Raw genomic sequence first — 26,464 nt, 5'->3', positions numbered from 1 at the left:
CGATGAACCTGAAACTGACCACTCCGGCCGCCGTGGCTGCCGCCCTGGCCGGCATGCTGGCCACCGCCCCGGCGCTCGCTGCGGAGTATGCGCAGGCCCCCGGTGCCGGCTCGATCCTGGTGTTCGCCAGCAAGTACGACGGCGAAGTGTTCACCGGCAGCTTCCCGGGCTTCGCCACCAAGCTCAGCTTCGACCCGGCCAACCCGGCCGCCGGTTCGCTGGATGTGGTGATTCCGCTGGCAGGCGCCAGGAGCGGCAACAGCGACCGTGACTCGACCCTGCAGGGCGCCGACTTCTTCAATGTCGGCAAGTTCGCCACCGCGCGTTACACCGCCAAGGGCTTCCGCGCCGTGGGCAACGACCAGTTCGCCGCCGATGGCACCCTGGAACTGCGCGGCGTCAGCAAGCCGGTCACCCTGACCTTCACCTGGAAGCCGGGCACCCAGCCGGTGCTGACCGGCAAGGCCACGGTCAAGCGCCTGGACTTCGGCGTCGGCGGCGGTGACTGGGCCGATACCAAGACCATTCCGGACGACACCGCGATCAGCACGATCGTGAAGTTCGACGCGAAATAAGACGCATCCGGTGATGCCGTGCCCGCGGCCGGCATCACCGGGCATCGCAACGCATGCGGTAGTGCCGGCCGCTGGCCGGCATCACCGGGAACAGAGGGTTTGCCGGCCAGCGGCCGGCACTACCGATCGACGGCCAACCAGGCCTGCACCGTGGCCGCATCGAACGGCCAGTCCAGCTCGCGCTCGCCGCGCTCGTCGCGCAGCACCGGCACGCGCGTGCCATAGCGCGCTTCCAGCGCCGGCTGGTCATCCAGGAACACCGATTCGAACTCCGGCGCCCGCGCCTTGGCCAGCTCGGCCAGGGCCAGGTCGCACAGGTGGCAATCGTCACGCTGGATCAGGGTCAGCACCAGTCAGGCTCCCGTGGCGGAAATGCTGCGCCGCAGCCATCGGATGGCCCGGCAAGCCGCTAGAATAGCCGCTTGTCCGGTACCCGCAGTTTGGCATCCATGGCTGTCAGCACGTTCGACGTTTTCAAGATCGGCATTGGCCCGAGCTCCTCGCACACCGTCGGACCGATGAAGGCCGCCGAGCGATTCATCCATCGCTGGCTGCTCGACCCGGGTCGCCTGCACGAGGTCGCGCGCATCCGCGCCGATGTCTACGGCTCGCTGGCCTTGACCGGCCGCGGCCATGGCACCGACAAGGCGATCCTGCTGGGCCTGGAAGGCCAACGGCCTAACCTGATCGACCCGGACATCATTCCGGCCACCCTGGAGCGCATCCGCAGCAGCAAGCGCATCCAGCTGATGGGCCAGCACGAGATCGCCTTCGACGAGAAGCGCGATCTCGGCATGAACAAGCGCCAGAAGCTGCCCTACCACACCAACGGCATGCGCTTCACCGCGTACAACGCCGACGACGAAGTGATCGCCACCCGCGATTACTACTCGGTCGGTGGTGGCTTCGTGGTCAACCAGGACGACGCAGCCGATGACCGCATCGTGCCCGATGAAACCCCGCTGCCCTACCCGTTCAAGAGCGGCGACGAGCTGCTGGCACAGACCGCACGCAGCGGCCTGAGCATCGCCCAGCTGATGTTCGAGAACGAAAAGTGCTGGCGCAGCGAAGACGAGATCCGCGCCCAGCTGCGCGAGATCTGGAGCGCGATGCAGTCGTGCGTCACCCGCGGCATCCGCGAGGAGGGCGTGCTGCCGGGTGGCCTGAAGGTCGGCCGTCGTGCACCGGCGCTGTACCGCGAGCTGTCGTCGAAGCCGGAAGCGGCGATGCGCGATCCGCTGACGACGCTGGACTGGGTCAACCTGTACGCACTGGCAGTGAACGAAGAGAACGCTGCCGGTGGCCGCGTGGTGACCGCACCGACCAACGGTGCGGCCGGCGTACTGCCGGCGGTGCTGCATTACTTCGACCGCTTCTGCCCCGGCGCCAACGAACAGCGCGTGTTCGATTTCCTGCTGACCTCGGCGGCGATCGGCATCCTGTACAAGGAAAATGCTTCGATTTCCGGTGCCGAAGTGGGCTGCCAGGGCGAAGTGGGCGTGGCCTGCTCGATGGCGGCCGGTGGCCTGGTCGCGGCGCTGGGGGGCAACCCGAGCCAGATCGAGAACGCCGCGGAAATCGGCATGGAACACAACCTGGGCCTGACCTGCGACCCGATCGGCGGCCTGGTGCAGATTCCCTGCATCGAGCGCAATGCAATGGGCGCGGTGAAGGCGATCAATGCCTCGCGCATGGCGATGCGTGGCGACGGCAAGCACAAGGTGTCGCTGGACAAGGTCATCAAGACCATGCGCGATACCGGCCGCGACATGCAGGACAAGTACAAGGAAACCAGCCGCGGTGGCCTGGCGGTGAACGTCATCGAGTGCTGAGGGCGACCGGCTCCGGCGCGATGGCGACGGGCCACAGGTAGAGTCGACTGTCAGTCGACTATCGCGCGCAGCGCGGGATTTCCGCGGCCTGAGGGAAGAGCAGTCGACCAACAGTCGACTCTACCCGGTCACCCTTGCCCGAACGGGCGACACCGTCACCGCGTTCCGGTTAGGCTCGGGGCTTCCCCACCCCGGATTGCCCCATGCGCGTGATCGCTGCCGCCCTGCTTGCCTGCCTTCCGCTGGCCGCCCTGGCCGCCCCCACCTACGGGCCTCGGCTGGAGGGTTTCGACTACGGCTATCCGGTGAAGACCTTCGCGCTGGAATCGCAGCGGCAGCCGCTGGAGATGGCCTACCTGGACATCGCGCCGAAGAAGGCACCCATCGGCGTGGTGGTGCTGCTGCACGGCAAGAACTTCTGTGCCGCCACCTGGAAGGAATCGATCAAGCCACTGGTCGCCGCCGGCTATCGGGTGATTGCCCCGGACCAGGTGGGCTTCTGCAAATCCAGCAAGCCCGAGCGTTACCAGTATTCGTTCGCGCAGCTGGCCGCCAACACCCATGCCCTGCTGCAACAGCTGCAACTGGGTGACGTCCCGGTGCACCTGGTCGGTCATTCGATGGGCGGCATGCTGGCGGTGCGCTACGCGCTGATGTTCCCGCAGGACCTGCGCAGCCTGTCGCTGGTCAATCCGATCGGGCTGGAGGACTGGAAGGCGCTGGGCGTCCCCTGGCGCGGCGTCGACGCGTGGTACGCCGGCGAAATGAACATCAGCTATGACAGCATCCGCCGCTACCAGCTGGAGGTGTACTACGACGGCAAATGGAAACCGGCCTACGAACCGTGGGCGCGGATGCAGTCGGGCATGTACGAAGGCCCGGGCAAGCAGGCCGTTGCATGGAGCCAGGCGCTGGCCTCGGACATGGTGTTCAACCAGCCGGTGGTCTACGAACTGAAGCACGTGCAGGTGCCGACCACGCTGTTCATCGGCCAGAAGGACCGCACCGCGATCGGGCGCGACCTGGCGCCGCCTGCGGTGAAGGCGACGCTGGGCAATTATCCGGTGCTGGGCAAAGCAGCGGCCGCAGCGATTCCCGGCGCGACGCTGGTCGAGTTCGCCGAACTGGGCCATTCGCCGCAGGTGCAGGACCCCAAGCAGTTCAACAGCGCGTTGTTGAAGGCCCTGAAGTCCCGCTGACCGGCAGGCGTGCCCTCTGTAGAGCCGAGCCCACGCTCGGCTCATGCGGCAGGACCGGGGTTCTGTCAGGAGCAGCCGAGCGTGGGCTCGGCGCTACAGGAACAATGCGATCAACCCACGATCCGCAGCACGTCATCCAGCAACGCAGCCGCAGTGACTTCCGCGCCGGCACCCGGTCCCTGGATCAACAAGGGTTGGTGGCGGTAGCGATCGCTGTGGATGGCCACGCGGTTGTCGGTGCCGGCACCCTGCGCCAGCGGATGATCGGCCGGCAGTTCGCGCAGGCCCACCTGCGCACCTTCGCTGTCAACACGGCCAACGAAACGCAGCACGCGGCCGTTGTCACGTGCCTGCTGCCAACGCGCCTGCAGCGGCGCATCCAGCTGCTCCAAGGCAGCCACGGCATCCTCCAGCGGCAACGCTGCCAGCGCTTCAGGCACCAGTGAATCCACCTGTACCTGCGACGCATCCAGCGCCAGCCCGCTGCTGCGCGCCAGGATCAGCAGCTTGCGGCGCACGTCCTCGCCGGACAGGTCCAGACGCGGGTCTGGCTCGGTATAACCGGCCGCCAGCGCCTCGCGCACCGCCGCCGAGAACGGCGACTGGCCGTCATAGCGATGGAACAGCCACGCCAGCGAGCCGGACAGCACGCCCTCGATGGCATGGATGTGATCGCCACCGGCCACCAGCGCGCGCAGGCTGCTCAACAGCGGCAGCCCGGCACCAACGGTGGCACTGTCGCCATAACGCGCGCCACTGTCGGCACAGCTTTCGGCAATGGCCTGCGCGCGGGCGAGCTGCGCGCCCCGGCCCAGCTTGTTGGCGGTCACCACATGCACGCCGCGCGCCAGCCATTGCACGTGACGGGCGGCCACGTCTTCACTGGCCGTGGCATCGACCACCACGTCGCCACGCTCCAGCCCTTCGGCGCTCGCCCATGGTGGCGAACTGTGGCCATCGCGGGGGGCTCGACGTGCCAGTTCCAAGGGCAGCGCCAGGTCGCGATCGATCTCCAGCGCGGTGCGCGAGTTGGCCAGCCATTGCACGCTGGGCAGTTCCAACCCGCGTGCCTGCAGCGCCTGGTAGCGCTGTACGAAGGCCGAACCGACCGTGCCCGTACCGAGCAGCGCCAGGCGTCCCGCCCCCAGCGCAGGAATGTCAGCGGCGAGTGCGCTCATGCGTCCACCACCTGTTTGCGGCGGGCGGCCGCATCGATCACCGCTTCGGCGCGCTGCAGCGCGGCGCCGAGATCGGCCAGCAGGTCACGCTCGGCCTCGATGCCGACCGACAGGCGCAGCAGCCCTTCGCTGATGCCGGCGGCTGCACGCGCTTCGGCGGTCATCGCCGCATGAGTCATCGTGGCCGGATGTGCGATCAGGCTTTCGACGCCGCCCAGCGATTCGGCCAGGGTGAAACAGCGTAGCCCGTCCACAAATGCACGCACCGCCGCATGCGGATCATCACCGGCGCAGTGCGCCAGTTCGAATGACAGCATCGCGCCGAAGCCATTCTGCTGGCGCGCGGCGATGGCGTGGCCCGGGTGATCGGCCAGGCCCGGGTAGTACACCGCGCCGACCGCCGGATGCTGGTCCAGCAGGGCAACGATCGACGCCGTGTTTTCCTGGTGCACGCGCAGGCGCGCATCCAGCGTGCGCAGGCCGCGCAGGGTCAGGAAGGCATCGAACGGCGAACCGGTCAGGCCCAGCGCGTTGCCCCACCACACCAGCTGCTCGTGCAGCGCCGGATCGCGCGCGACCACCGCCCCACCCACCACATCGCTGTGGCCATTGATGTACTTGGTGGTGGAATGCAGCACCAGGTCCGCACCAAACGACAGCGGCTGCTGCAGCGCCGGTGACAGGAAGGTGTTGTCGACCACCACGAGGGCACCGGCCTTGTGCGCGGCATCGATGACGAAGCGCAGGTCGGTGATGCGCAGCAGCGGGTTGGACGGGGTTTCCACCAGCACCAGCTTTGGCTGCGTGGCCAGCGCCTGCGCCAGCGCTCGCGGATCGGTCAGGTCGGCGGTGACCAGTTCGAAGTGCCCCTTCTTTGCCAACGCGTTGAACAGCCGCCAGCTGCCGCCGTAGGCATCGTGCGGCACCACCAGGGTGTCGCCCGGCTGCAGCAGCGCGTTCAGCACCAGGTTGATCGCGCCCATGCCGGTCGCGGTGATGACGCCGCCGGCGCCGCCTTCCAGTTCGGCCAGCGCTTCACCCAGCAGGTCGCGGGTCGGGTTGCCACTGCGCGTGTAATCGTACTGGCGCTTGTTGCCGAAGCCTTCAAAACTGAAGTTCGACGACAGCACGATCGGCGGCGTGACCGCGCCATGCGCGGTGTCCCGATCGATGCCGGCACGGACGGCGGCAGTGGTACGACTACAGGACGGCTCGTTGGCGTGCAGGCTCATGCGGACTCTCCAGAAGTGCGGAAGGCGGTGGCGAGGATCGCATCGATGCGATCGGTTTCTTTGAGGAAGGCATCGTGGCCATAGGGCGAGCGCAGCACGCGCAGGCTGCCGCGCGGGCCCAGCCCTTCGACCAGGCCGACCAGGTCGGCCAGCGGCACCAGGCGGTCGCCCTCCACGGCCACCACCACGGTCGGCGGCAGGATCGCGGTGGGATCGACGCGGTGCAGGTCGATTGATTCGGACAGGCGCAGGTAAGCGGTCACCGGCGTGCGCGCGACGTACTGCGCACCGGCCGCGTCGAGATAGTCTTCGGCAGCCACGCGCACGCGGCCATTGATGACCTCCGGCGCAGCATCAAAGCGCTCGCCGAACTCTTCCGGGGTGCGGTAGCTGAGCATGGCGAACTGCCGGGCCAGGGCCAGGCCGTGGTCTTCGCCGCACTGCAGCTGGCCCAGCGCGACCGCGCGGCGCTGCAATGCGCGCCAGGCGGCGGCATACGGATGCGGTCGGTGCGCACCGCTGGCCAGCACCAGCTGGCGCACGCGGGCACGATGACGGATCGCGAACTGCTGGCCGACCAGCGCGCCATACGAATAGCCAACGAAGGCCTTCAGCGTGCGGATGCCGAGATGGTCCAGCAGCAGCGCCAAGGCATCGGCCTGGTCGGCGGTATCGATCGGCACATCAAGTGCACCGTCGGCGCCGATGAAGTCGAAGGCCAGCACGCGCAGCTGCTGCGGATCCAGCGCGCGGCCGCTGCCCACCAGGTCTTCGGCCCAGCCCTTCTCGCGGAACTGCGTGTTGGACGCCACGTGGCGATGGGCGGAAATGCCGCCGGCCAGCACCACCACCGGTGCATTGGCCGGACCGACCCACTCATAGCGCAGGCGCACCGGGCTGGGGCCGGCGTGGCGCATCGACAGCACCGCGGCGAACTCACCGCGCTCGGCATGCACGCGGTCTTCGACCGGCACGCTGACGGGGACAAAGGGTTCGGGGCGAATGGCGGTACTGGCGGCGAAGCTCATGGCGGGATCCGGTTGGGGAATCGGCCATCGAGCCTTCGCGGGGCCCGCGTTCGAGATGCACGTGTGGTGCATGGTTCGAACCATCTTTCGGTGGACGCCACGGTCCCCGCAGGATTTGGCACCTACGCAGACGCTTGCGCGCCTGCGGGCTGCCCCGGCTTCAAAGGGCCTGTCCCTCTGCCGGTCTCGATGGTGGGGCCACGATGCCAGCCCATTCCGGCGCTGTCAATCCCTTCATGCGGATAAAGCGATGAATATTCTTGGGACAGCTATGCGAAGGCCGTCCCGGTCGCCCTGTTCAGGATCGGGTACAGTCCGGGCGGTCCATTCCGCTGGAAACGCCGATGTCGCGCCTGCCCCTGTCCTGCCTGCTGCTGCCTCTGCTGGCGAGCGCGACCGCACACGCCGGCGACTGGCGCCAGGGCTGGGGACTGGCTCCCCCTTCCGCCCCGGCCACCCGCGCAGGCAGTGCCGAGGGCGCCGCCCCCATGGCCCAATTGCGCCTGCAGCCGGTCGGTACGCAATGGCAGGCCCGGATCGACAACGGGCTGGCAGGGCCGCTGCAGATCCAGCTGCGCGCCGCCCCCGGGCACCCGGTCGAAGGCCTCCCGGTCGAGTCGCTGATCCAGGGCGACAGCAGCCTGGTAGTCGGCCACCTGCCCGCCCCGATCGATGGCCGCATGCTGGATCTGCGCCTGCAGTCGGTGCCGGGCAACCCGGCCGCACAGGCCGAAGATGTCGCCTACCGCCTGCCATTCGATGCGGCGCGCCTGCGCGTGGACCAGGCGCCGCAGGGACGATTCAGCCATGACGACGAGGAGAACCACGACGCGGTCGACTTCGCACTGCCGGAGGGCACCCTGGTGCTGGCCGCGCGCGAGGGTACGGTGATGCAGATCCAGGATGGCTTCCGTGGCAACGGCCAGGACCGCGAACGCGATGGTGCCCGCGCCAACTTCATCCGCGTGCTGCACAGCGACGGCAGCATGGCGCTGTACGGCCACCTGCAGGCCGGCGGCATGCGCGTGCGTCGTGGCCAGGCGATAGGGGCCGGACAGCCGATCGGCCTGTCTGGCAACAGCGGCTACAGCAGTGCCCCGCACCTGCACTTCGTGGTGCAGGTCAATCGCGGCATGGGCCTGCGCTCGGTGCCGGTGCGCATCTTCGCCGAGCAGGGCCAGCTGCAGTTCGCCCGCCAGGGCGAGGCCGAAGGCGGTACCGGGCGCTGACCGCCCCCGGCCGGTATAATCGGGCGCTTATCTCTTTGAAAAGCGCCCCGGGCGGGCGCCACTGCCATGTCCGAAGTCGCCAACGAAGCGTCGCGTCGCCGCACCTTCGCCATCATTTCCCACCCTGACGCCGGCAAGACCACGCTGACCGAAAAGCTGCTGCTGTTCGGGGGCGCGATCCAGATGGCCGGTTCGGTCAAGGGCCGCAAGGCTGCCCGCCACGCCACCTCCGACTGGATGGCGCTGGAAAAGGAGCGCGGCATCTCCGTCACCTCCTCGGTGATGCAGTTCCCGTATGAAGGCAAGATCGTCAACCTGCTCGACACCCCCGGCCACGCCGACTTCGGCGAAGACACCTACCGCGTGCTGACCGCGGTGGACTCGGCGCTGATGGTGATCGACGTGGCCAAGGGCGTGGAAGAGCGCACCATCAAGCTGATGGAAGTGTGCCGCCTGCGCGACACCCCGATCATGACCTTCATCAACAAGCTCGACCGCGAGGGCAAGGACCCGATCGAGCTGCTGGATGAAGTGGAAACCGTGCTCGGCATCCAGTGCGCGCCGGTCACCTGGCCGATCGGCATGGGCCAGCGCCTGAAGGGCGTGGTCCACCTGCTGACCGGCGAAGTGCACCTGTACGAACCGGGCCGCAACTTCACCCGCCAGGACTCGACCATTTTCCCGTCCATCGATGCTCCCGGCCTGGCCGAGAAGATCGGTGCACAGATGCTGGCCGACCTGCGCGACGAGCTGGAACTGGTGCAGGGCGCCAGCCACCCGTTCGACCTGCAGGCCTACCGCGAGGGCAAGCAGACGCCGGTGTTCTTCGGCTCGGGCGTCAACAACTTCGGCGTGCAGCCGCTGCTGGACTTCTTCGTCGAACACGCACCCGCACCGCAGGCGCGCTCCACCACCGGCCGCGAGATCGCCCCGGAAGAAAACAAGCTGACCGGCTTCGTGTTCAAGATCCAGGCCAACATGGACCCGCAGCACCGCGACCGCGTGGCCTTCATGCGGGTCTGCTCGGGCCGCTTCAGCGCCGGCATGAAGACCTTCCACGTGCGTACCGGCAAGGAAATGAAGCTGGCCAACGCGCTGACCTTCATGGCCAGCGACCGTGAGATCGCCGCCGAGGCGTGGCCGGGCGATGTGATCGGCATCCACAACCACGGCACCATCTCCATTGGCGATACCTTCACCGAAGGCGAAGCGGTCACCTTCACCGGGATCCCCAACTTCGCCCCGGAACTGTTCCGCCGCGCCCGCCTGCGCGATCCGCTCAAGCTCAAGCAGCTGCAGAAGGGCCTGGCCCAGCTGTCCGAGGAAGGCGCGACCCAGTTCTTCCGCCCGCTGACCAGCAACGACCTGATCCTGGGTGCGGTCGGCGTGCTGCAGTTCGACGTGGCCGCCTACCGCCTGAAGGACGAGTACGGCGTGGAAGCCACCTTCGAGCCGGTGAGCGTGACCACTGCGCGCTGGGTCCACTGCAGCAACGAGAAGAAGCTGGAAGAGTTCCGCGAGAAGAACGCGCTGAACCTGGCGCTGGATGCCGCCGGGCACCTGGTCTACCTGGCGCCGACCCGGGTCAACCTGCAGCTGGCCCAGGAACGCTCGCCGGACGTGCGCTTCTCTGCCACGCGCGAAGCGGCGCATACCGTTTCGGCAGGCTGATGCCACGGGGTCGGATCCCTTTCCGGCAGGAAAGGGCTCTGACCCCAGCCAACGCAAGGCAGGCATTCACCCACCATACGGTGACAGGCGTGCACGCATCGCCCATCGCGGCGATGATAGGGGGGTGCGGGTCCCCCTCCCCGCGAACAATGCCTACGCCATGTCCACGACGTCCATTGCTTCGATCCGTGAAGAAATCGCCAGCGCCCTGACCCATGGCCTGGGCGCGGTATTCGCCCTAGCAGCCAGCGCGGTGTTGATCACCCTGGCGGCGATCTACGGCGACGGCTGGCAGCTGGCCAGCGCGATCGTATTCGGTATCGCGCTGTTGCTGCTGTACACCGCCTCCACGCTGTACCACGCCATCCAGCATCCGGTCGCCAAGGGCCGGTTGAAGGTGTTCGACCATTGCGCGATCTATGTGCTGATCGCGGGCACCTATACCCCGTTCACCCTGATCGGCCTGCGCGGTCCGTGGGGCTGGGGCCTGTTCACCGCGATCTGGGCGCTGGCGCTGGGCGGCGTGGTGTTCAAGCTGTTCTACACCGGCCGCTTCAAGGTGCTCTCAACGGTGATCTACATCGCCATGGGCTGGCTGGTGGTCGTGGCGATCAAGCCGATGTGGGCCTCGATCGATGGCGGCACCCTCACCTGGCTGTTCGCCGGCGGCCTGTCGTACACGCTGGGGACCTATTTCTACCACCGTGAATCGATCCCGTACTCGCATGCCATCTGGCACCTGTTCGTGATCGGCGGCAGCGTCTGCCACTTCGTCGCGGTCACCATGCAGGTGCTGTAACGGCCGCTCGACGGCAGCGCGTGCACACCATGCACATGGTCGCTTCGCGCCCTGTCCACGAAGAGGGGGCAACCATGGCAGCGTGAATGCTGCCGCCTCCCCTGCCGCAAAGCGCACGCCCCGCTGGCGCCTCCGCCGCCCCGGCCCACGAGGCCGGCGCTGGCTCACGATCCTGATCTTCCTGCTGGCGGCGATCCTGGTACTGATCGCGTTGTGGGACTGGAACTGGTTCAAGGGGCCGGTGGAGCGCGCGGTGCAGGCACGCACCGGCCGCGTGCTGCACATCGGGAACCTTGATGTCGACCTCGGCCGCACCAGCACGATCCGCGCCGATGCGGTCACCTTCGCCAATGCCAGCTGGGCGAAACAACCCGATATGGCCAGCGTCGACCGCGTCGAGATCGACGTGCGGGTCTGGCCCCTGCTGCGCGGCAGCGTGCAGCTGCCCGAAGTGCGCCTGACCCGGCCGGACGTGCTGCTGGAAACCGCCCCGCGCAAAGGCGAACCGGGCAACTGGGATTTCCTCGGTGACAGCGCCGGCGGGACCAGCCCCCAGCTCAAACGGCTGCGCGTCGATGACGGTCGCCTGCAGTTCCTCGATGCGCTCGGCCGCACCGATATCCGCGCGGACGTGCGCAGCGGCCAGCCGAAACAGGCCGACGCGGCGCCACCGCTGCTGGTGCAGGGCAAGGGACGCTGGCAGGGCAATCCGTTCACCCTGCGCGGTGGTACTGAATCACCGCTGGAGCTGACCGACAGCGGCCACCCGTTCCGCATCCACCTCGACGGTCGCGCTGGCGCCACCCACGCCGTCGCCAGCGGCACATTGACCAATCCCTTCCAGCTGCGCGTGTTCGACCTGCAGTTCGCGCTCAGCGGCCAGGACCTGGCCGACCTCTACCCCTTGCTCGGCATCGCCATTCCGCCGTCCCCGCCCTACGCGTTGAATGGTCGGCTCAAGCGTGACCACGACCTCTGGCGTTACGAGCAGTTCACCGGCAAGGTCGGCGACAGCGACCTCGGTGGCAACCTGCAGTTCGAAGTGGGAGGCGCGCGCCCGCGACTGACCGCCACGCTGGAATCCAGACGCCTGGACTTCGATGACCTGGCCGGCTTCGTCGGTGCGCCACCGAAGACCGGCGGCGGCGAAACCGCCAATGCAGAGCAGAAGGCCGAGGCCGCACGGGTCGCCGCGCGTGCGCGTGTGTTGCCGGACACGCCCTACAACCTCGGCAAGCTGCGTGCGATGGATGCCGACGTGCGTTGGAAAGCCCACCGCATCAACGCGCCGTCATTGCCATTGGACGACATGGATGCACACCTGTTGCTGGATGACGGTGTGCTGCGGCTGGACCCACTGAACTTCGGCGTCGCCGGCGGCGACATCCGCAGCACGATCCGCATGGACGCGCGCCAGCCGCAGATCAGTACCGCGCTGAAGGCCAGTGTGCGCGGCGTGCAGCTTGGCCAGTTGTTCCCCGACGCCAAGCTGGCCGAACAGGCCAAGGGCGGCATCGGCGGCGAGGTGGACCTGAGTGGCCGCGGCAATTCGATCGCCGCGATGCTCGGCAGCAGCAGCGGCAAGGTCGGCCTGGCAATGGGCCGTGGCCATGTCGGCAACCTGGTGATGGAACTGGCCGGCCTGGACATCACCGAGTCGCTGAAATTCCTGGTGACCGGCGACAAGCAGATCCCCCTGCGTTGCGCCTTCGCCGACTTCGGCGTGCGCGACGGCCTGATGACCAGCCAGGCGTTGGCGGTGGATACCACCGACACGATCCTCATCGGCGAAGGCACGGTCAGCCTGCGCGACGAGAGCCTGGACCTCCTGTTGAAGCCACGCCCGAAGGACAAGAGCATCCTGGTGCTGCGCTCGCCACTGCACATCGCCGGCACTTTCAAGGACCCGTCGTTCCGCCCGGACTTCAAGGCGCTGGGCATCCGCGGCGCGGTGGCCCTGGCACTGGGCAGCATCGCCCCGCCGGCGGCATTGCTGGCAACCATCGAACTGGGGCCGGGCAAGGATGCCGACTGCGGGGGGCAGTATGCGAAGTAGGAGCGTTCGTTCGTGGCGCCTGGATTGGTCGTGGTTTGAGGGGGACGAGTGACAGTTTCCTGCGCGCGCGGAACGAGAGCGGAAATTCAAAGTCAAAAGAAAAAAGCAAAGTCAAAAGCTGTTGCCAACCAAGGTTGGCAGCTACCAAAGGCAGTCAACCGACGCGGCAACCCACCGCACTCGCGGGACGAGTCCTGAGGCGGAGTGCATGGCCGTGCAGGACCGTTGGCGCCATGGGCCCGAGGCATGCCTCGGGCGGGTTGGGGAGGACGCCCAACCCCGGTCTTGCCGTGTGCGCAGGACAGCGCACACGAGCAAGGCGCCATCGAGCCCCCATGGGTGAGGGCGCTTTGCTTGCGAAGCACTGCTTCGCAAGCGCCCGAACGCACAGCCGCCAGCGGCTGGGCCGGACCGCGGAGCGGGGTTTACGGCGTGTCCTGCATGGATGCCCTCCGCCTCCCCCGCATCAGGAAGGCGCTGCTTTGGCTTTGGCTTTGGCTTTGGCTTTGAGCTTCGAAAAGCGGGCCGGCGGGCCGCAGGCCCGCCGGTGAACACCTCACCCCGCCACGATGTACTGCTGCAGCTGGTCCAGCTCGCGCCGCTGCGCATCAATCACCGACTTCACCAGGTCACCGATGGAGATCACCCCCAGCACCTGCGCGCCCTCCACCACCGGCAGATGGCGGATGCGGTAGTCGGTCACCAGTTGCAGGCAATGCTCCACCTGCTCACCGGGCGACACCGTCACCACCTGCGCCGTCATGATCTCCGCCACCGCGGTATCGCGCGATGAACGATCACGCAGCACGATCTTGCGCGCGTAGTCACGCTCGGACAGGATCCCGACCAGCCGCGGCCCGTCCATCACCAGTACCGCACCGATGCCCTTTTCCGCCATCAACCGGATCGCATCGATCACCGCCGCGTCCGGCGCGACCGCATGTACTTCAGGAGACTTGCCATCCAACAGTTGCCGTACCGTCGTCATCTGCCTGCCCTCCGAGGGTGGGTTGCAGGGCCGAGTCTGCCACGGCGGATGCTAGCCACGCGTCAACCAGGTACAACGGCCGCTGCTTGGACTCTTCGTACAGCCGCCCCAGGTACTCTCCCACCAGCCCCAGCGCGATCAACTGCACTCCCCCCAGGAACAGGATCACCGCCATCATCGTCGGCCAACCCGCCACCCGGTCGCCATACAGCGCCGCCTTCACGATCACCCACAGGCCGAACACGAACGCGACTGCGGCGGTTGCCAGTCCCAGGTAGGTGGCAGCCCGCAGCGGCACAGTCGAGAAGCCGGTGATGCCTTCGAGGGCGAAATTCCACAGCCGCCACAGGCTGAATTTGCTGGCGCCGGCCACGCGCGCGTGGCGGTGATAGGGCACGGCAATCCGCTTGAAGCCTACCCAGCTGAAAAGCCCCTTCATGAAACGGTGGCGCTCACGCATCCCGCGCAGGGCGCTCAGCGCGCGCGGGGACAGCAGGCGGAAATCTCCGGTATCGGCCGGGATCGGCGTACGCGACAGGCGACCCATCACCCGGTAGAACATCGCTGCCGTGGCGCGCTTGATCCAGGACTCGCCATCGCGGGCCATGCGCGTGCCGTAGACGTTGTCATGGCCCTCGCGCCAGCGCGCGACGAATTGCGGCACCAGCTCCGGCGGGTCCTGGCCGTCGGCATCGAGGATCATCGCTGCCCCCTCGTGCACCAGATCCAGGCCCGCGGTCAGCGCCGCCTCCTTGCCGAAGTTGCGCGACAGCTTCAGCGCCGAGACGCGCGCATCAGCCTTGGCCAACTCCGCGATCACCTCCCATGTGCGGTCATGACTGCCGTCATCCACATAGAGGATGTGGCCGTCGATGTCGGGCATGCCGTCCAGCACTGCGCACAGCCGTGGATGCAGCAGCGGTAATGCCAGGGCCTCGTTGTAGGCGGCGATGACAAAAGTGAGCCGTTCGCGGGTCATGCCCGGATTGTACATTGCCGGCCAGGCGCACGACCCGTCGCCCGCCGCTCACGCCACGCCTGCCTCAGTCCTCCGACAAGTATGACGCGCCTCCCAGCTGGCGCGCCTGGCGCTGGATCCATGCGGCGCGCCGCTGCACATACGGCCCCGGTGCGGCCGCGTTGTAGCGTCGCGGTGCCGGCAGTACCGCCGCCAGTCGCGCACTCTCGGCCGGGCTCAACCGGGCCGCGTCCTTACCCCAGTATTTCTGGGCTGCCGCCTGCGCACCGTACACACCATCACCGAACTCGGCGATGTTGGCGTACATCTCCAGGATGCGCTCCTTCGGCCACAGCGCCTCGATCAGCACCGTGTACCAGACTTCCAGGCCCTTGCGGATCCAGCTGCGGCCCTGCCACAGGAACAGGTTCTTGGCCACCTGCTGGCTGATCGTGCTGGCGCCACGCAGGCGCCCTCCCCTGGCGTTATGGTCGCGGGCCTTTTCGATGGCCTGCAGATCGAAGCCATTGTGGTCGGGGAAGCGCTGGTCCTCGGCCGCCACCAGCGAGATCGGCAGGCTCGGTGCCATCTGGTCGAGGTCGCGCCATTGGTAATGCAGCCGATAGGACCAGTCGGCCTCGCCCAGCGCCTCGCCATAACGCCACAGCATCACCGTGGACACCGGCGGGTCGATGAACCGCAGCACCAGCACCTGCAGGCAGCTGAAGGCGGCCAGCAGCACCGGCAGCCACAGCAGCCGCTTCCAGCGCCAGCGTCGCCGGCGCGGTGCGGCCACCTCCGCCACTACCTTGTGCTGCTCTCCCGCTGCCCCCATTACTGGTGCATCCTTCTTCTGTCTGGTTGTCGGCGCATTATCCGGCAACCGCCCCCGTTTACGCGCTATGTGAGCCGATGACCGCCAACTCCGATTCCCTGATCCGTTTCCTGCTCCCCGACGCCGGCGTCCGCGGCGTGCATGTGCACCTGCAGGCCACCTGGCAGGAAATCCTGTCCCACGCCGTGTACCCGGACGCCGCTGCCGAGCTGCTCGGCGAGGCCTGTGTCGCCTCGGCCCTGTTCACCGGCCACACCAAGATCGACGGCCGCCTGTCAGTGCAGCTGCGCAGCAGCACTGCCCTGCGCACCCTGTTCGCCGAATGCACCGCGGGCGGCACCCTGCGTGGCATCGCCCAGCTCAGCGAAGGCGCCGACGCGCCGCGTGACCTGTCCAGCCTCGGCGATGACGCCATCCTCGCCATCACCATCGAGAACCCCGGCCTGGACCCGCGCGAGCCGCAGCGCTACCAGAGCCTGGTCGCGCTGACCGCGCCGGAACTGGACGAGGCCTTCGAGGACTACTTCCGCCAGTCGGAGCAGCTGCCCACCCGCCTGCTGCTGGCGGCCGACCGCAACGGTGCCGCCGGCCTGCTGCTGCAGAAACTGCCGGGCGACGAAGGCGACGAAGATGGCTGGGCGCGCGCCAGCGCCCTGTTCGAGACCCTGGGCAAGGCCGAACTGCTGGCGACCCCGGCCGAGCAGCTGCTGCACCGCCTGTTCCACGAGGAGCGGCCGGAGCTGCTGGGTGAAAAGCCGCTCTCTTTCGCCTGCTCCTGCTCGCGCGAGCGGGTGGCCGGCATGCTGCAGTCGCTGGGGGAAGAGGAGGCCCGAGCGGCCGCCGAGGACACTGGCGCCGTCGAGGTGCGTTGCGAATTCTGCGGACGCGAGTATCACTTTCCATTGACGGAGTTCGGCATACTGTTCCACGGCGCCCAGGGGGCTGTACCGGCGCCTGAACGACTTCAGTGAACGGCAGTCTTGTACCTGGGGAGGATCAAGGCTTGTTAAGAATTCATAAACACCCTAGGATCGAGTTCCCGTCCCCACGGGAACTTCCGTTGTCTGTCCCTGTCTGAACTGGTCCGATGCGTACCTTCCTGCGTCTACCGCTGGCCCTGCTGATCGCCCTTGGCGCGATCACGGGCGTGCATGCGCAGAGCAAGGACACCCGCACCGTGCTGCCGGTCTGGAACAAGGGCAGCGGCAAGGTCGAGGCGCTGCTGTACCTTGAGCCGACCGGCGAACAGGCGGCCGGCGCCCGCTGGCATTTCGGCCGCAACTCGCTGGACGCGGCCTTTGGCCTGTCCTCCGGCGATTCGCTGGGCCTGCTCTGCAACAGCAGCAGCGGCACCAGCATCAGCGGTCTGGCCAGCCATTGCATGCTGGCCAGCCTGGGCGACGAGGATGATCTGAACAGCCGTCGTTTCAGCGGTACCGCCGCGCTGAACCGCGGCAACAGCCGCCTGGGCATCACCGCCGGCACTGGCCGTGAAACCCTGCCCGCCTGGTTGTCGGGCCCGAACAAGACGCCCTCGCTGCGTGCCGAGCAGAACGATCTGACCGTGTTCGCGCAGAAGAACATCGGTCGCGAAGGCTTCGTCTCCATTGCCGGTACCTACGCCAAGGCGCGCCTGGTTCCGCTGGCCGACGCCTCGCCGGCCATCGTCGATCGCTGGGACAGCAAGAGCCTGAGCATCGGCGCCGGTTACGGCAACTTCACCGGCAGCATCATCGGCCGCGTGGTCGACGTCCCGGGCAAGCCCGGCAAGTGGGAAGGCCTGGGCATCGGCCTGACCTGGCGTACCCCGTGGTCCGGCCAGCTCACCGTCGGCGCCGAGAATGTGATCAGCCGCGGCAAGAATCCGTTCTCCCCGCGCAACGAAAGCAACGACGACGGCACCGTGCCGTATGTGCGTTACGAACAGGATCTCTGATCCCGGTAAACAGGCTCAGCAACGATATTCCCAAAGGCGCCGAAAGGCGCCTTTTGCATGTGCAAGCCTACCGCGCACTTGCGTAACCGGTATCGCCGCTGGGCGATGAAACGCTGCGCACCGACATAGTGAGACACATTTCAACCGAAACTTTTTTCATCATTCTGCGTTAACAAACGAGGCAGAGCGCTCTGACCATGCCGGTAAACTATTGAGTGGCATGGAAAAAGCGCATCTTTACCAAAATCACAGGCTTGATTAACACAGCTTTAATTCTTGGCGAACGCCCGTTACTATCGGGTCAGCCTCGCGATTTGGGAGCGCTTTTTCGCTCCCCCGCCGGGCATTAACCCCAGCCAAGATTTCTTGGAGAGAGAGAGCCAATGAAACTCAAGTCCAGCCAGCTGCGTGACGCAGTTGTGATCGCGCTTGTCGCCGGTGCCACCACCGCGACGGCCCACGCCCAGGAAGCCACCAACCTCGACCGCATCGAGGTCACCGGTTCGCGCATCCGTCAGGTCGATACCGAAACCGCCCAGCCCGTTCTGAGCATCAGCCGCGCTTCGATCGAGAAGAGCGGTTTCAAGACAGTTGCCGACGTCCTGCAGAACATCTCTGCCGCTGGCAGCCCGGCCATCAGCCGTTCCGAGCCGCTGTCCTCCGGCGAAGCCGTCGGTGGCTTCTACATCGACCTGCGCAACCTCGGCGCCGAACGCACCCTGGTGCTGGTCGACGGCAAGCGCCTCGGCGCCAGCGTCAGCGGCCTGCAGGACGTGTCGCAGATCCCGTCGGCCATCGTCGAGCGCATCGACGTCCTGAAGGACGGCGCCTCGTCGATCTACGGCTCCGACGCGATCGCCGGCGTGATCAACATCATCACCCGCAAGAACTTCCAGGGCCTGGAAGCCAACGCCTACGTCGGCCAGTACGGCGAAGGCGACGGCCAGAAGAGCAGCTTCGACTTCGTGGCCGGCTTCACCGGTGATCGTGGTTCGGTCACCATCGGTGCGGAATACGCCGAAGAAAAGGCCGTCTGGGCCAAGAATCGCTGGTTCAGCAAGTCGCAGCGCACGGATCGCCACCCGGACCGCGGCTGGACCCCGGTCAGCCAGTGGGGCGCGGTCTATGACGTCAATGATCCGAATGCACCGTTGCTGACGCTGAACCGTGGTGGAAATCCGTTCGATCCGAACGCCTATCACGAGACCGACCTCACCCCGATCACCGGTGACGTCAGCAACTCCAACGAGCAGATGCACCTGCTGACGCCGACCAAGCGTCGTTCGGTGTTCGCCAACGTACAGTACGACCTGACCGACAACATCCGCTTCGTCTCCGACCTGCTGTACACCCGTCGCGAGTCGCAGGCCCAGGTCGCCGGTTATCCGCTGCAGTCGGCCGACTATGAGCGTCAGCTGGGTACCGTGCTCTCGCAGGACAGCTACTACAACCCGTTCGGCACCGACATGGGCTTCATCCGCCGTGGCTGGGAAGTGCCGCGCCTGTCGACCAACAAGCTGACCACCTTCCGCTTCACTGGCGCCCTGCAGGGCAGCTTCCAGTTCAATGACAAGTACTTCGACTGGGAAGCCGGCTACATCTACCAGAACTCGGAGAACCTGCAGACCCAGACCGGCAACTACAACATGCTGGCGGTCACCCAGGCCACCGGCGCGTCGTTCCTCAACCCGGCCACCGGCCGCGTCGAGTGCGGCACGGCCGCCGGCCTGGCCGCGGGCACCAACCCGATCTATGGCCCGGGCCCGGGCGGCTGCATTCCGTGGAATCCGGCCATTCCGTACGGCCGTACCGGCGACGGCGGCCTGACCGGCAATCCTGCCCTGCAGCAGTTCCTGTTCCCGACCACCAAGAACACCGGTGAAGTCACCACCAAGACCTACTACGCGAACATCGCCGGCAGCCTGTTCACCCTGCCCGCCGGCGACCTGGGCTTCGCGCTGGGTTACGAGTACCGCGAAGACAAGGGCACCTACGTCCCGGATGCGCTGTCACAGTCGGGCTACTCGACCGATCTGGCGGCCGGCCCGACCGGTGGTGGCTACAACGTCAACGAAGTGTATCTGGAGCTGAATGTTCCGATCCTGGCCGACCTGCCGGGTGCCAAGGAACTGAGCTTCAACGCCGCATCGCGCTACTCGAAGTACAACACCTTCGGCAACACCACCAACAACAAGTTCGGCCTCAAGTGGAAGCCGATCGACCAGTTGCTGGTGCGTGCCACCTATGCCGAGGGCTTCCGCGCACCGACCATCGATAATCTGTACGGTGGCAGCTCGCAGACCTTCGCCTACTTCACCGATCCGTGCGATACCGATTTCGGCCTGGCTGCCAGCGATCCGGCCACCGCCCAGCGTTGCGCCGCCGCTCTGGGCGCGCTGGCCCCGAATTTCCGCCAGCTGAAGCAGGGTTACGTCCCGGCGGAAGGTCAGGATGAGCAGAGCCCGGTGCCGTTCAACGCCGTCTCCAACCCGAACCTGACTCCGGAAAAGTCCAAGTCCAAGACCGTCGGCCTGGTGTGGAGCCCGACCTTTGCCCAGGGCCTGAACATGAGCCTGGACTGGTGGAACATCAAGATCACCAACACCATCGTCACCGACGATCCGACCACCCAGCTCAACGACTGCTACGTACTCGGCATCGCCGACCGCTGCAACTCGTTCACCCGCGACGCAACCCGTGGCATCGTGACCAACCTGACCTACGCACCACGTAATGCCGGTTACCAGGAAACCGAAGGCTTCGACTTCGATGTGGCCTATCGCTTCGAAACCAGCAGCTGGGGCAGCTTCAACGCCAACCTGCAGAACACCTACGTCAGCAAGAACGTGCTGAAGACCACCAACGCGCAGCAGGTGCCGGTGTCGATCCTCAACGGCTTCAGCAGCAACTTCCGCCTGCGTTCGAACCTGGTGCTGGGCTGGGAATACGGCGATTGGGGCATCACCTGGGGTACGCGCTACTTCTCCAGCGTGAAGGAACAGTGCTACTTCTCGACCGAGTGCAGCCTGCCTGACTTCGGCTCGCCGGATCCGGCACGCGACCAGCCGATGAACCGCCGTGGCGCCACCACCTTCCACGACGTCCAGGTCTCCTGGAACGCACCGTGGAATGCAACCATCGCCGTGGGCGCGCGTAACGTGTTCGATCATTACGGCCCGCAGATGTACTCGGCGCCGAACTCGCAGTACTCCTACTACGGTGGCTACGACATCGGTCGCTTCATGTACATGCAGTACAAGCAGAAGTTCTGATCGGCACTCTGATCAGCTGATGCAGCAACGGCCCCGCAAGGGGCCGTTGTTCTTTGTGCGCCATGGACGGAGGCTGGCCGGCGCGCAACAAAAAAGGCCGCGGTGTCGCCGCGGCCTTCCTTCGACATCATTCCCGGGCGCTCATCCGTTCGGAATCAGCGTCTCGATCAGATGCTCGACGTACGCTTCGAAATCCTCGCGCGCCTGCTTGGGCTGCTGCAGCTGCAACGACAACTGCAGGAAGCCGACATACGCGGCGTAGGCCAGGCGCGCGCGATGGCGTGCATCGGTCGAGCTGAGGCCGGCCTGGCGGAACGAGGCGACCAGATAATCGAGGCGGCGCTGCGAGACGCGGTCGATCACCGGCCGCACCATTGGATGATCCAGTGCCTTCAGCAGCTCGCTGTAGATGATGTGCGGCTGCACTTCATGCGCCACCATCTGGAACAGCTGGCGCAGGCGCACGCGCGGATCCGGCACGTCTTCCAGGCTGCCGAACACCTGTTCCTGTTCGAACAGTTCCCAGCGCTCCAGCGCCGCTTGCAGCAATGCATCGCGCGAAGGGAAATGCCAGTAGAAACTGCCCTTGGTGACGCCGAGCCGCCGTGCCAGCGGCTCCACCGCGACGGCGCCGACACCTTGTTCAGCAATCAGATCGAGGGCCGCCTGGGCCCAGTCTTCGGCACTCAGGCGGCTGTTGCGGCCGGCGCGCGGTTCGCCGGCGGAAGCGTCAGGTTGATTCATGGGCTGATTTAACCATACGCCGGGGTTCGTTGCAGTACGCGGTTGCGGTCGAAACCGTCGCAGCCTCCCAGGCGAGGTCCATTCAGGGGACTTCCGCAGCGCACCATACCGTGCAGTATTGACTTCCCCCCGAACCGATCCATACTAGCAAGTATGGTTACGTCCCCACCTCCCGCTGCGTTCCATGACCTGCGCCTGGACGCCGCCCATGGCGCCCGCCTGGCAGCCACCGCCAGCGACCATGGCCGGCGCGGCCGGGTGCTGTTCGCGCATGGCTTCGGCCAGACCCGCCACGCCTGGGATGCCACTGCCCGCGCACTGAATGCCGCCGGCCTGCAGACGCTGGCCTACGACGCCCGCGGCCACGGCGATTCGGACTGGAATGCCGCCAACCTGCCCTATCACGGCGAACAGTTCGCCGATGACCTGATCGTGCTGGCCGGCGAGCAGCCGCGCCCGCCGGTACTGGTTGCCGCATCGATGGGCGGGCTGTTCGGCCTGCTGGCCGAGTCGCGCTGGCCCGGCCTGTTCTCGGCGATGGTGCTGGTCGACATCACCCCGCGCTGGGATACCGCCGGCGTCGAGCGCATCCTCGCCTTCATGACCGCCCATCCCGACGGCTTCGCTTCGCTGGCCCAGGCCGCCGACGTGATCTCGGCGTACATGCCGCACCGTCCGCGCAAATCCGAGCAGTCGCTGCGTGCGCTGCTGCGCGAGGACGGCCGCGGCCGCTGGCGCTGGCACTGGGATCCGCGCCTGGTGGCCGAACTGGCCCGCGACAGCGAACAGCACCAGGACGCACTGGCCGAGGCCGCGCGCCAGGTGAAGTGCCCGCTGCTGCTGGTCAGCGGCGGACGCAGCGACCTGGTCACGCCGCAGACCGTGGCCGAGTTCCTGGCGTTGGCGCCGCATGCGCGCCATGTGCAGCTGCCGCAGGCCACCCATATGGTCGCCGGCGATGACAACGACGCCTTTACCGCTACTGTGTTGGACTATCTGGACGTGTTGCCCGCAGCGGACGCTGCGGCTTCGTCCGCCACAAACGAGCACGTCACCGGAGCACGCTCATGAGCATCGTTCTTCCCTTCCTCGCCCTGCTGCTGGCAGGCGCGTTCGTCGCCTACCACCGCATGCGGCTGGTTACCTGGACGCTGATCAGCGTGGCCCTGCTGGCCGCCTGCTGGTTCATTCCCTACGTCAACCAGACCGCCACGATCGTCGCGGCCGCCGTGTTGGCCGTCATCGCCGTGCCGCTGCTGCTGCCGTTCATCCGCAAGCCGCTGCTGACCGGCCCGATGATGAAGGTGTTCCGCAAGGTGCTGCCGCCGCTGTCGCAGACCGAGCGCATCGCACTGGAAACCGGTTCGGTCGGTTTCGAGGGCGAACTGTTCACCGGTGATCCGGACTGGAACATCCTGCTCAACTATCCCAAGCCGCAGCTGACCGCCGAGGAACAGGCCTTCCTCGATGGCCCGGTGGAAGAGCTGTGCGCGATGGTCAACGACTGGGAAATCACCCATGTCCATGCGGACCTGCCGCCGGAACTGTGGGCCTTCATCAAGAAGAACAAGTTCTTCGGCATGATCATCCCGAAGGAATATGGCGGGCTGGGCTTCTCCGCACTGGCCCACCACAAGGTGATCCAGAAGCTGGCGTCGGTGTCTTCGGTGGTCAGCTCCACCGTCGGCGTGCCCAACTCGCTGGGCCCGGGTGAACTGCTGGTGCATTACGGCACCCAGGAACAGAAGGACCAGTACCTGCCGCGCCTGGCCGATGGCCGCGAAGTGCCCTGCTTCGGCCTGACCGGTCCGTTCGCCGGCTCCGACGCCACCTCGATCCCGGACTACGGCATCGTCTGCAAGGGCGAGTGGAACGGCGAGCAGGTGCTCGGCGTCAAGCTCACCTTCGACAAGCGCTACATCACCCTGGCCCCGGTCGCTTCGCTGATCGGCCTGGCGTTCCGCATGTACGACCCGGATGGCCTGATCGGCGATACCCGCGACATCGGCATCACCCTGGGCCTGCTGCCGCGCGACACCGCCGGCGTTGAAATCGGCCGTCGCCACTTCCCGCTGAACTCGACGTTCCAGAACGGCCCGATCCGCGGCAAGGACGTGTTCATTCCGCTGACCCAGCTGATCGGTGGCGCGGCGATGGCCGGCAAGGGCTGGAACATGCTCAACGAGTGCCTGGCCGTGGGCCGCTCGATCACCTTGCCGTCCACCGCCAGTGGTGGTGCCAAGGCCGGTGCCGCGGTGACCGGCGCCTATGCGCGCATCCGCAAGCAGTTCGGCCTGTCGGTCGGCCGCTTCGAGGGCGTGGAAGAAGCGCTGGCCCGCATCGGCGGCAAGGCGTACAAGATCAGTGCGCTGTCGCAGGCCACCGCCGCCGCGGTTGACCGTGGCGACGTGCCGTCGGTGCCGTCGGCGATCGCCAAGTACCACTGCACCACCATGAGTCGCGAAGTGATCTCGGACATGATGGACGTGATCGGCGGCAAGGGCATCATCCTGGGGCCGCGCAACTTCGCTGGCCGCAGCTGGCAGGCCGCGCCGATCGCGATCACCGTGGAGGGCGCCAACATCATGACCCGCAGCCTGCTGATCTTCGGCCAGGGTGCGATCCTGTGCCACCCGTGGGTGCTGAAGGAAATGAAGGCCGCGCAGGATCCGGATACCCGCGCCGGCCTGCAGGACTTCGACCGCAGCCTGTTCGGCCACATCCGCTTCGGCATCTCCAATGCCGTGCGTTCGTTCTGGTTCGGCCTGACCGGCGCGCGCTTCGGTGCCGCCCCGGGCGACGCCTATACCCGCCGCTACTTCCGCAAGCTGGACCGCTACTCGGCCAACCTGGCGCTGATGGCCGACATCTCGATGATGACCCTCGGCGGCAAGCTGAAGTTCAAGGAATCGCTGTCCGGCCGCCTGGGCGATGTGCTGAGCCACGTCTACATGACCAGCGCCATGCTCAAGCGCTACCACGACGAAGGCGCACCGCAGGCCGACCAGCCGCTGCTGGCCTGGGCCTTCCATGACAGCGTGCACAAGATCGAAGAGTCGCTGTCGGCCGCACTGCGCAACTTCCCGATCCGTCCGATCGGCTGGCTGATGTGGGCACTGATCTTCCCGCTGGGCCGTCGTGCCGAGGCTCCGGGCGATCGCCTGAGCCGTCGTGTCGCCGCCCTGCTGATGGCGCCGAATGAAGCCCGCGACCGTCTGGCCAGTGGCGTGTTCCTGACCCCGTGCGAGAACAACCCGGGCGGCCGTATCAACAGCTACCTGAGCAAGGCGATCATGGCCGAGCCGGTGGAGCGCAAGTTCCTGAAGGCGCTGAAGAGCAAGGGCATCGAGGCGCTGGACTTCAAGGCGCAGCTGGACGAAGCCGTGGCCGAGGGCGTGATCACCCAGGATGAGCGCAGCCTGCTGGAAGAGCTGCGCACGCTGACCCTGGACACCATCAGCGTGGACGACTTCGACACCCACGAACTGCGCGCGGCCAGCTACTACGACCGCCAGCACAAGGACCCGCATTCGCAGGCAGCCTGATCGCCCGCGACACGCGTTGCTTCGACGGCGGGCCTCGGCCCGCCGTCGCTTTATCCGCCGACCGGAATACCCACCATGTCCACGCCCCTGCTCTCGCTTTACCACCGGCTGCAGCGCTGGCCCGCCGGCACCTGGCTGTTCTCGCGCGCGGTGTGCTTCAAGGCGCCCTACTTCGCCAGCATCGCGCCACGCATCACCCGCCTGGAACACGGCCGCTGCGAAGGCACGCTGGCCGACCGCCGCAGGGTGCGCAACCACATCGGCACGGTGCACGCGATCGCGATGTGCAACCTGGCCGAACTGACCGCCGGGTTGATGGTCGATGCATCGCTGCCGAAGGGCATGCGCTGGATCCCGAAGGGGATGCAGGTGCAGTACCTGGCCAAGGCACGTGGCACGCTGCAGGCGGTGGCGTTGCCGGCACAGCCGATTGTCGTCGCGGCCGAGGGCTATGCCCTGCCGGTGACGGTGAGCGTGCGCGACCGTGCGGGCACGGAGGTGTTCAGCGCGGTGATCGACATGTGGTTGTCGCCGGCGAAGTAGGTTCCCGCGAACGGCGCAGCCCCTCGTGGGTGGACGGTTGATCGCGGAAAGCCCTGGTTAGGCTGGGGACGGTGGGTTCGCGGGGGACGCCGTGAACCCATCCCTGGGGGCTTGGCCGCGGCATCCATGCCGCGGACACCCCCGCGAACCCACCGCCCCCAGCCTCGGACGCATCTCTGCGGCGTCCACCCACGCAAGAGAAAAAAGAAGGGCAGAAGCAAAAGCAAAAGCGGCCCACCGGCCGCTTTTTGCTGTTGCTGTTGCTGTTGCTGTTGCTCTTGAACTTCTTTTTCTTCTCCGTGGGCTGGCCGCGCCCTGAAACTGTCAGGGGTGTGGCGGGTGGGCCGTTCAGGGGCGTTGGCGCCATGGATGGCGCCATCGAGCTTACATGGACGTACTTGCAGCGTCCCCTGCACGGCCCACCCGCCACACCCAACACATGACCCGCTCCACGCGACCAACCCACGAGGGGCTGCGCCGTTGGCTGGAAACTACGCCAGCGCGCGAAACACCAACGCCAGGATCGCCGGCACCGCCTGGATCATGAAAATACGGCGGCTCACGCTGTACGCGCCGTAGCACCCCGCCACCACCACGCAGGCCAGCGAGAACGTCACCAGCACCGGCTGATCGATCACCAGCCCCACCACGATGCCTGCCGCCAGGAAGCCGTTGTACAAGCCCTGGTTGGCCGCCAGCACGCGCGTGGCCCCGGCCTTCTCCGGCGTGTTGCGGAAGGTCTTCAGGCCCAGCGGGCGGGTCCACAGGAACATCTCCAGCACCAGGAAATAGATGTGCAGCAGTGCGACCAGCAAGGTCAGGGCGAGTGCGATCCAGTACATGT

Annotated in this window: 22 protein-coding genes and 1 riboswitch; of the genes, 13 read left to right on the top strand and 9 right to left on the bottom strand. The window is 66.7% G+C overall.

What is annotated here, in order from left to right:
• The first annotated feature begins 2 nt into the window (after positions 1-2).
• Complete coding sequence (locus AC5P7A_RS00185) at positions 3-575, top strand: YceI family protein (RefSeq protein WP_014648058.1); 573 nt, start codon at positions 3-5, stop codon at positions 573-575.
• A gap of 119 nt (positions 576-694) precedes the next feature.
• On the opposite strand, the gene AC5P7A_RS00180 is transcribed toward AC5P7A_RS00185, so the two are convergent.
• Positions 695-925, bottom strand: a complete 231-nt coding sequence (locus AC5P7A_RS00180) for a glutaredoxin family protein (RefSeq protein ID WP_049441297.1) — start codon at positions 923-925, stop codon at positions 695-697.
• Positions 926-1,024: 99 nt separating this feature from the next.
• Here AC5P7A_RS00180 and AC5P7A_RS00175 point away from each other — a divergent pair, with 99 nt between their 5' ends.
• Both AC5P7A_RS00175 and AC5P7A_RS00170 read left to right on the top strand, forming a co-directional pair.
• Entirely contained in the window at positions 1,025-2,407 is a 1,383-nt protein-coding gene (locus tag AC5P7A_RS00175) for an L-serine ammonia-lyase (RefSeq protein ID WP_006464040.1), read from the top strand.
• Positions 2,408-2,610: 203 nt separating this feature from the next.
• The gene (locus AC5P7A_RS00170; RefSeq protein WP_478425944.1) at positions 2,611-3,606 is read left to right on the top strand and encodes an alpha/beta fold hydrolase; all 996 of its coding nucleotides are present in this window, start codon (positions 2,611-2,613) and stop codon (positions 3,604-3,606) included.
• A gap of 110 nt (positions 3,607-3,716) precedes the next feature.
• On the opposite strand, the gene AC5P7A_RS00165 is transcribed toward AC5P7A_RS00170, so the two are convergent.
• From AC5P7A_RS00165 to metX, 3 genes are read right to left on the bottom strand one after another with little or no spacing between them, the layout of a single operon-like run.
• A complete protein-coding gene (locus tag AC5P7A_RS00165; RefSeq protein ID WP_014648061.1) occupies positions 3,717-4,784 on the bottom strand; it encodes a homoserine dehydrogenase family protein in 1,068 nt (355 codons plus the stop codon).
• The gene (locus tag AC5P7A_RS00160; RefSeq protein ID WP_046432019.1) at positions 4,781-6,016 is read right to left on the bottom strand and encodes an O-succinylhomoserine (thiol)-lyase; all 1,236 of its coding nucleotides are present in this window, start codon (positions 6,014-6,016) and stop codon (positions 4,781-4,783) included. Before AC5P7A_RS00160 ends, AC5P7A_RS00165 begins: the two co-directional genes overlap by 4 nt.
• Complete coding sequence (gene metX, locus AC5P7A_RS00155) at positions 6,013-7,044, bottom strand: homoserine O-succinyltransferase MetX (RefSeq protein WP_014648063.1); 1,032 nt, start codon at positions 7,042-7,044, stop codon at positions 6,013-6,015. Before metX ends, AC5P7A_RS00160 begins: the two co-directional genes overlap by 4 nt.
• A gap of 77 nt (positions 7,045-7,121) precedes the next feature.
• A riboswitch (SAM riboswitch) is annotated at positions 7,122-7,240 on the bottom strand.
• A 148-nt stretch (positions 7,241-7,388) separates the two neighbouring features.
• On the opposite strand from metX, the gene AC5P7A_RS00150 reads away from it, so the two are divergent.
• The 4 genes from AC5P7A_RS00150 (at position 7,389) to AC5P7A_RS00135 (ending at position 12,799) form a co-directional block, all read left to right on the top strand.
• Positions 7,389-8,273, top strand: coding sequence for a M23 family metallopeptidase (locus AC5P7A_RS00150; protein ID WP_495219793.1), 885 nt, complete (start codon positions 7,389-7,391; stop codon positions 8,271-8,273).
• A gap of 66 nt (positions 8,274-8,339) precedes the next feature.
• Complete coding sequence (locus AC5P7A_RS00145; RefSeq protein ID WP_014648065.1) at positions 8,340-9,944, top strand: peptide chain release factor 3; 1,605 nt, start codon at positions 8,340-8,342, stop codon at positions 9,942-9,944.
• 160 nt (positions 9,945-10,104) lie between these two features.
• Positions 10,105-10,743: a PAQR family membrane homeostasis protein TrhA gene (gene trhA, locus AC5P7A_RS00140; RefSeq protein ID WP_005410682.1), complete on the top strand. Its 639-nt coding sequence runs from the start codon at positions 10,105-10,107 to the stop codon at positions 10,741-10,743.
• Between the two features lie 82 nt (positions 10,744-10,825).
• Positions 10,826-12,799: an AsmA family protein gene (locus tag AC5P7A_RS00135; RefSeq protein WP_495219792.1), complete on the top strand. Its 1,974-nt coding sequence runs from the start codon at positions 10,826-10,828 to the stop codon at positions 12,797-12,799.
• Between the two features lie 556 nt (positions 12,800-13,355).
• Here AC5P7A_RS00135 and AC5P7A_RS00130 read toward each other — a convergent pair.
• From AC5P7A_RS00130 to mtgA, 3 genes are all read right to left on the bottom strand, one after another.
• Positions 13,356-13,787, bottom strand: coding sequence for a CBS domain-containing protein (locus tag AC5P7A_RS00130; RefSeq protein WP_012511858.1), 432 nt, complete (start codon positions 13,785-13,787; stop codon positions 13,356-13,358).
• A complete protein-coding gene (locus tag AC5P7A_RS00125) occupies positions 13,747-14,766 on the bottom strand; it encodes a glycosyltransferase family 2 protein (protein WP_495219791.1) in 1,020 nt (339 codons plus the stop codon). Before AC5P7A_RS00125 ends, AC5P7A_RS00130 begins: the two co-directional genes overlap by 41 nt.
• A 64-nt stretch (positions 14,767-14,830) precedes the next feature.
• Complete coding sequence (mtgA, locus tag AC5P7A_RS00120) at positions 14,831-15,580, bottom strand: monofunctional biosynthetic peptidoglycan transglycosylase (protein WP_032957384.1); 750 nt, start codon at positions 15,578-15,580, stop codon at positions 14,831-14,833.
• Positions 15,581-15,657: 77 nt separating this feature from the next.
• Between mtgA and hslO the strand changes: the two genes are divergently transcribed.
• The 3 genes from hslO to AC5P7A_RS00105 all read left to right on the top strand — a co-directional run bounded on the left by hslO (position 15,658) and on the right by AC5P7A_RS00105 (position 20,788).
• A complete protein-coding gene (gene hslO / locus AC5P7A_RS00115; protein ID WP_014648070.1) occupies positions 15,658-16,551 on the top strand; it encodes an Hsp33 family molecular chaperone HslO in 894 nt (297 codons plus the stop codon).
• Between the two features lie 116 nt (positions 16,552-16,667).
• The gene (locus AC5P7A_RS00110; RefSeq protein WP_014648071.1) at positions 16,668-17,516 is read left to right on the top strand and encodes an XOO1806 family protein; all 849 of its coding nucleotides are present in this window, start codon (positions 16,668-16,670) and stop codon (positions 17,514-17,516) included.
• A gap of 383 nt (positions 17,517-17,899) precedes the next feature.
• On the top strand, positions 17,900-20,788 hold the full coding sequence (locus AC5P7A_RS00105) for a TonB-dependent receptor plug domain-containing protein (protein ID WP_053496147.1): 2,889 nt from the start codon (positions 17,900-17,902) through the stop codon (positions 20,786-20,788).
• Between the two features lie 141 nt (positions 20,789-20,929).
• Here AC5P7A_RS00105 and AC5P7A_RS00100 read toward each other — a convergent pair whose 3' ends face one another.
• Positions 20,930-21,532: a TetR/AcrR family transcriptional regulator gene (locus tag AC5P7A_RS00100; protein WP_005418411.1), complete on the bottom strand. Its 603-nt coding sequence runs from the start codon at positions 21,530-21,532 to the stop codon at positions 20,930-20,932.
• A 153-nt stretch (positions 21,533-21,685) separates the two neighbouring features.
• On the opposite strand from AC5P7A_RS00100, the gene AC5P7A_RS00095 reads away from it, so the two are divergent.
• The 3 genes from AC5P7A_RS00095 (at position 21,686) to AC5P7A_RS00085 (ending at position 25,620) form a co-directional block, all read left to right on the top strand.
• Positions 21,686-22,603 carry an alpha/beta fold hydrolase gene (locus tag AC5P7A_RS00095; RefSeq protein ID WP_126411271.1) on the top strand — a complete coding sequence of 306 codons (918 nt, stop codon included), beginning with the start codon at positions 21,686-21,688 and terminating at the stop codon, positions 22,601-22,603.
• Entirely contained in the window at positions 22,600-25,077 is a 2,478-nt protein-coding gene (locus AC5P7A_RS00090; RefSeq protein WP_014648074.1) for an acyl-CoA dehydrogenase, read from the top strand. Before AC5P7A_RS00095 ends, AC5P7A_RS00090 begins: the two co-directional genes overlap by 4 nt.
• A gap of 75 nt (positions 25,078-25,152) precedes the next feature.
• Entirely contained in the window at positions 25,153-25,620 is a 468-nt protein-coding gene (locus AC5P7A_RS00085) for a hotdog fold domain-containing protein (protein ID WP_014648075.1), read from the top strand.
• A gap of 491 nt (positions 25,621-26,111) precedes the next feature.
• Here the strand turns inward: AC5P7A_RS00085 and AC5P7A_RS00080 are convergent, their stop codons facing one another.
• Positions 26,112-26,462, bottom strand: a complete 351-nt coding sequence (locus AC5P7A_RS00080; protein WP_049441313.1) for a DUF1304 domain-containing protein — start codon at positions 26,460-26,462, stop codon at positions 26,112-26,114.
• Positions 26,463-26,464: the final 2 nt, after the last annotated feature.

The sequence above is a fragment of the Stenotrophomonas sp. YJH_SMC_65 genome, assembly GCF_059369475.1.
The sequence above is the reverse complement of the archived record's forward strand: the minus strand, read 5'-3'. Positions and strand labels throughout refer to the sequence as shown.

Excerpts from the sequence above, each read along its gene's own strand:
- hslO (WP_014648070.1), top strand. The coding sequence starts at position 15,658 with ATGACCGCCAACTCCGATTCCCTGATCCGTTTCCTGCTCCCCGACGCC.
- AC5P7A_RS00080 (WP_049441313.1), bottom strand. The coding sequence starts at position 26,462 with ATGTACTGGATCGCACTCGCCCTGACCTTGCTGGTCGCACTGCTGCAC.
- AC5P7A_RS00105 (WP_053496147.1), top strand. The coding sequence starts at position 17,900 with ATGAAACTCAAGTCCAGCCAGCTGCGTGACGCAGTTGTGATCGCGCTT.
- AC5P7A_RS00100 (WP_005418411.1), bottom strand. The coding sequence starts at position 21,532 with ATGAATCAACCTGACGCTTCCGCCGGCGAACCGCGCGCCGGCCGCAAC.
- AC5P7A_RS00125 (WP_495219791.1), bottom strand. The coding sequence starts at position 14,766 with ATGACCCGCGAACGGCTCACTTTTGTCATCGCCGCCTACAACGAGGCC.
- mtgA (WP_032957384.1), bottom strand. The coding sequence starts at position 15,580 with ATGGGGGCAGCGGGAGAGCAGCACAAGGTAGTGGCGGAGGTGGCCGCA.
- AC5P7A_RS00090 (WP_014648074.1), top strand. The coding sequence starts at position 22,600 with ATGAGCATCGTTCTTCCCTTCCTCGCCCTGCTGCTGGCAGGCGCGTTC.
- AC5P7A_RS00130 (WP_012511858.1), bottom strand. The coding sequence starts at position 13,787 with ATGACGACGGTACGGCAACTGTTGGATGGCAAGTCTCCTGAAGTACAT.
- AC5P7A_RS00110 (WP_014648071.1), top strand. The coding sequence starts at position 16,668 with ATGCGTACCTTCCTGCGTCTACCGCTGGCCCTGCTGATCGCCCTTGGC.
- AC5P7A_RS00185 (WP_014648058.1), top strand. The coding sequence starts at position 3 with ATGAACCTGAAACTGACCACTCCGGCCGCCGTGGCTGCCGCCCTGGCC.
- AC5P7A_RS00150 (WP_495219793.1), top strand. The coding sequence starts at position 7,389 with ATGTCGCGCCTGCCCCTGTCCTGCCTGCTGCTGCCTCTGCTGGCGAGC.
- AC5P7A_RS00095 (WP_126411271.1), top strand. The coding sequence starts at position 21,686 with ATGGTTACGTCCCCACCTCCCGCTGCGTTCCATGACCTGCGCCTGGAC.
- trhA (WP_005410682.1), top strand. The coding sequence starts at position 10,105 with ATGTCCACGACGTCCATTGCTTCGATCCGTGAAGAAATCGCCAGCGCC.
- AC5P7A_RS00175 (WP_006464040.1), top strand. The coding sequence starts at position 1,025 with ATGGCTGTCAGCACGTTCGACGTTTTCAAGATCGGCATTGGCCCGAGC.
- AC5P7A_RS00085 (WP_014648075.1), top strand. The coding sequence starts at position 25,153 with ATGTCCACGCCCCTGCTCTCGCTTTACCACCGGCTGCAGCGCTGGCCC.
- AC5P7A_RS00170 (WP_478425944.1), top strand. The coding sequence starts at position 2,611 with ATGCGCGTGATCGCTGCCGCCCTGCTTGCCTGCCTTCCGCTGGCCGCC.
- AC5P7A_RS00145 (WP_014648065.1), top strand. The coding sequence starts at position 8,340 with ATGTCCGAAGTCGCCAACGAAGCGTCGCGTCGCCGCACCTTCGCCATC.
- AC5P7A_RS00165 (WP_014648061.1), bottom strand. The coding sequence starts at position 4,784 with ATGAGCGCACTCGCCGCTGACATTCCTGCGCTGGGGGCGGGACGCCTG.
- metX (WP_014648063.1), bottom strand. The coding sequence starts at position 7,044 with ATGAGCTTCGCCGCCAGTACCGCCATTCGCCCCGAACCCTTTGTCCCC.
- AC5P7A_RS00160 (WP_046432019.1), bottom strand. The coding sequence starts at position 6,016 with ATGAGCCTGCACGCCAACGAGCCGTCCTGTAGTCGTACCACTGCCGCC.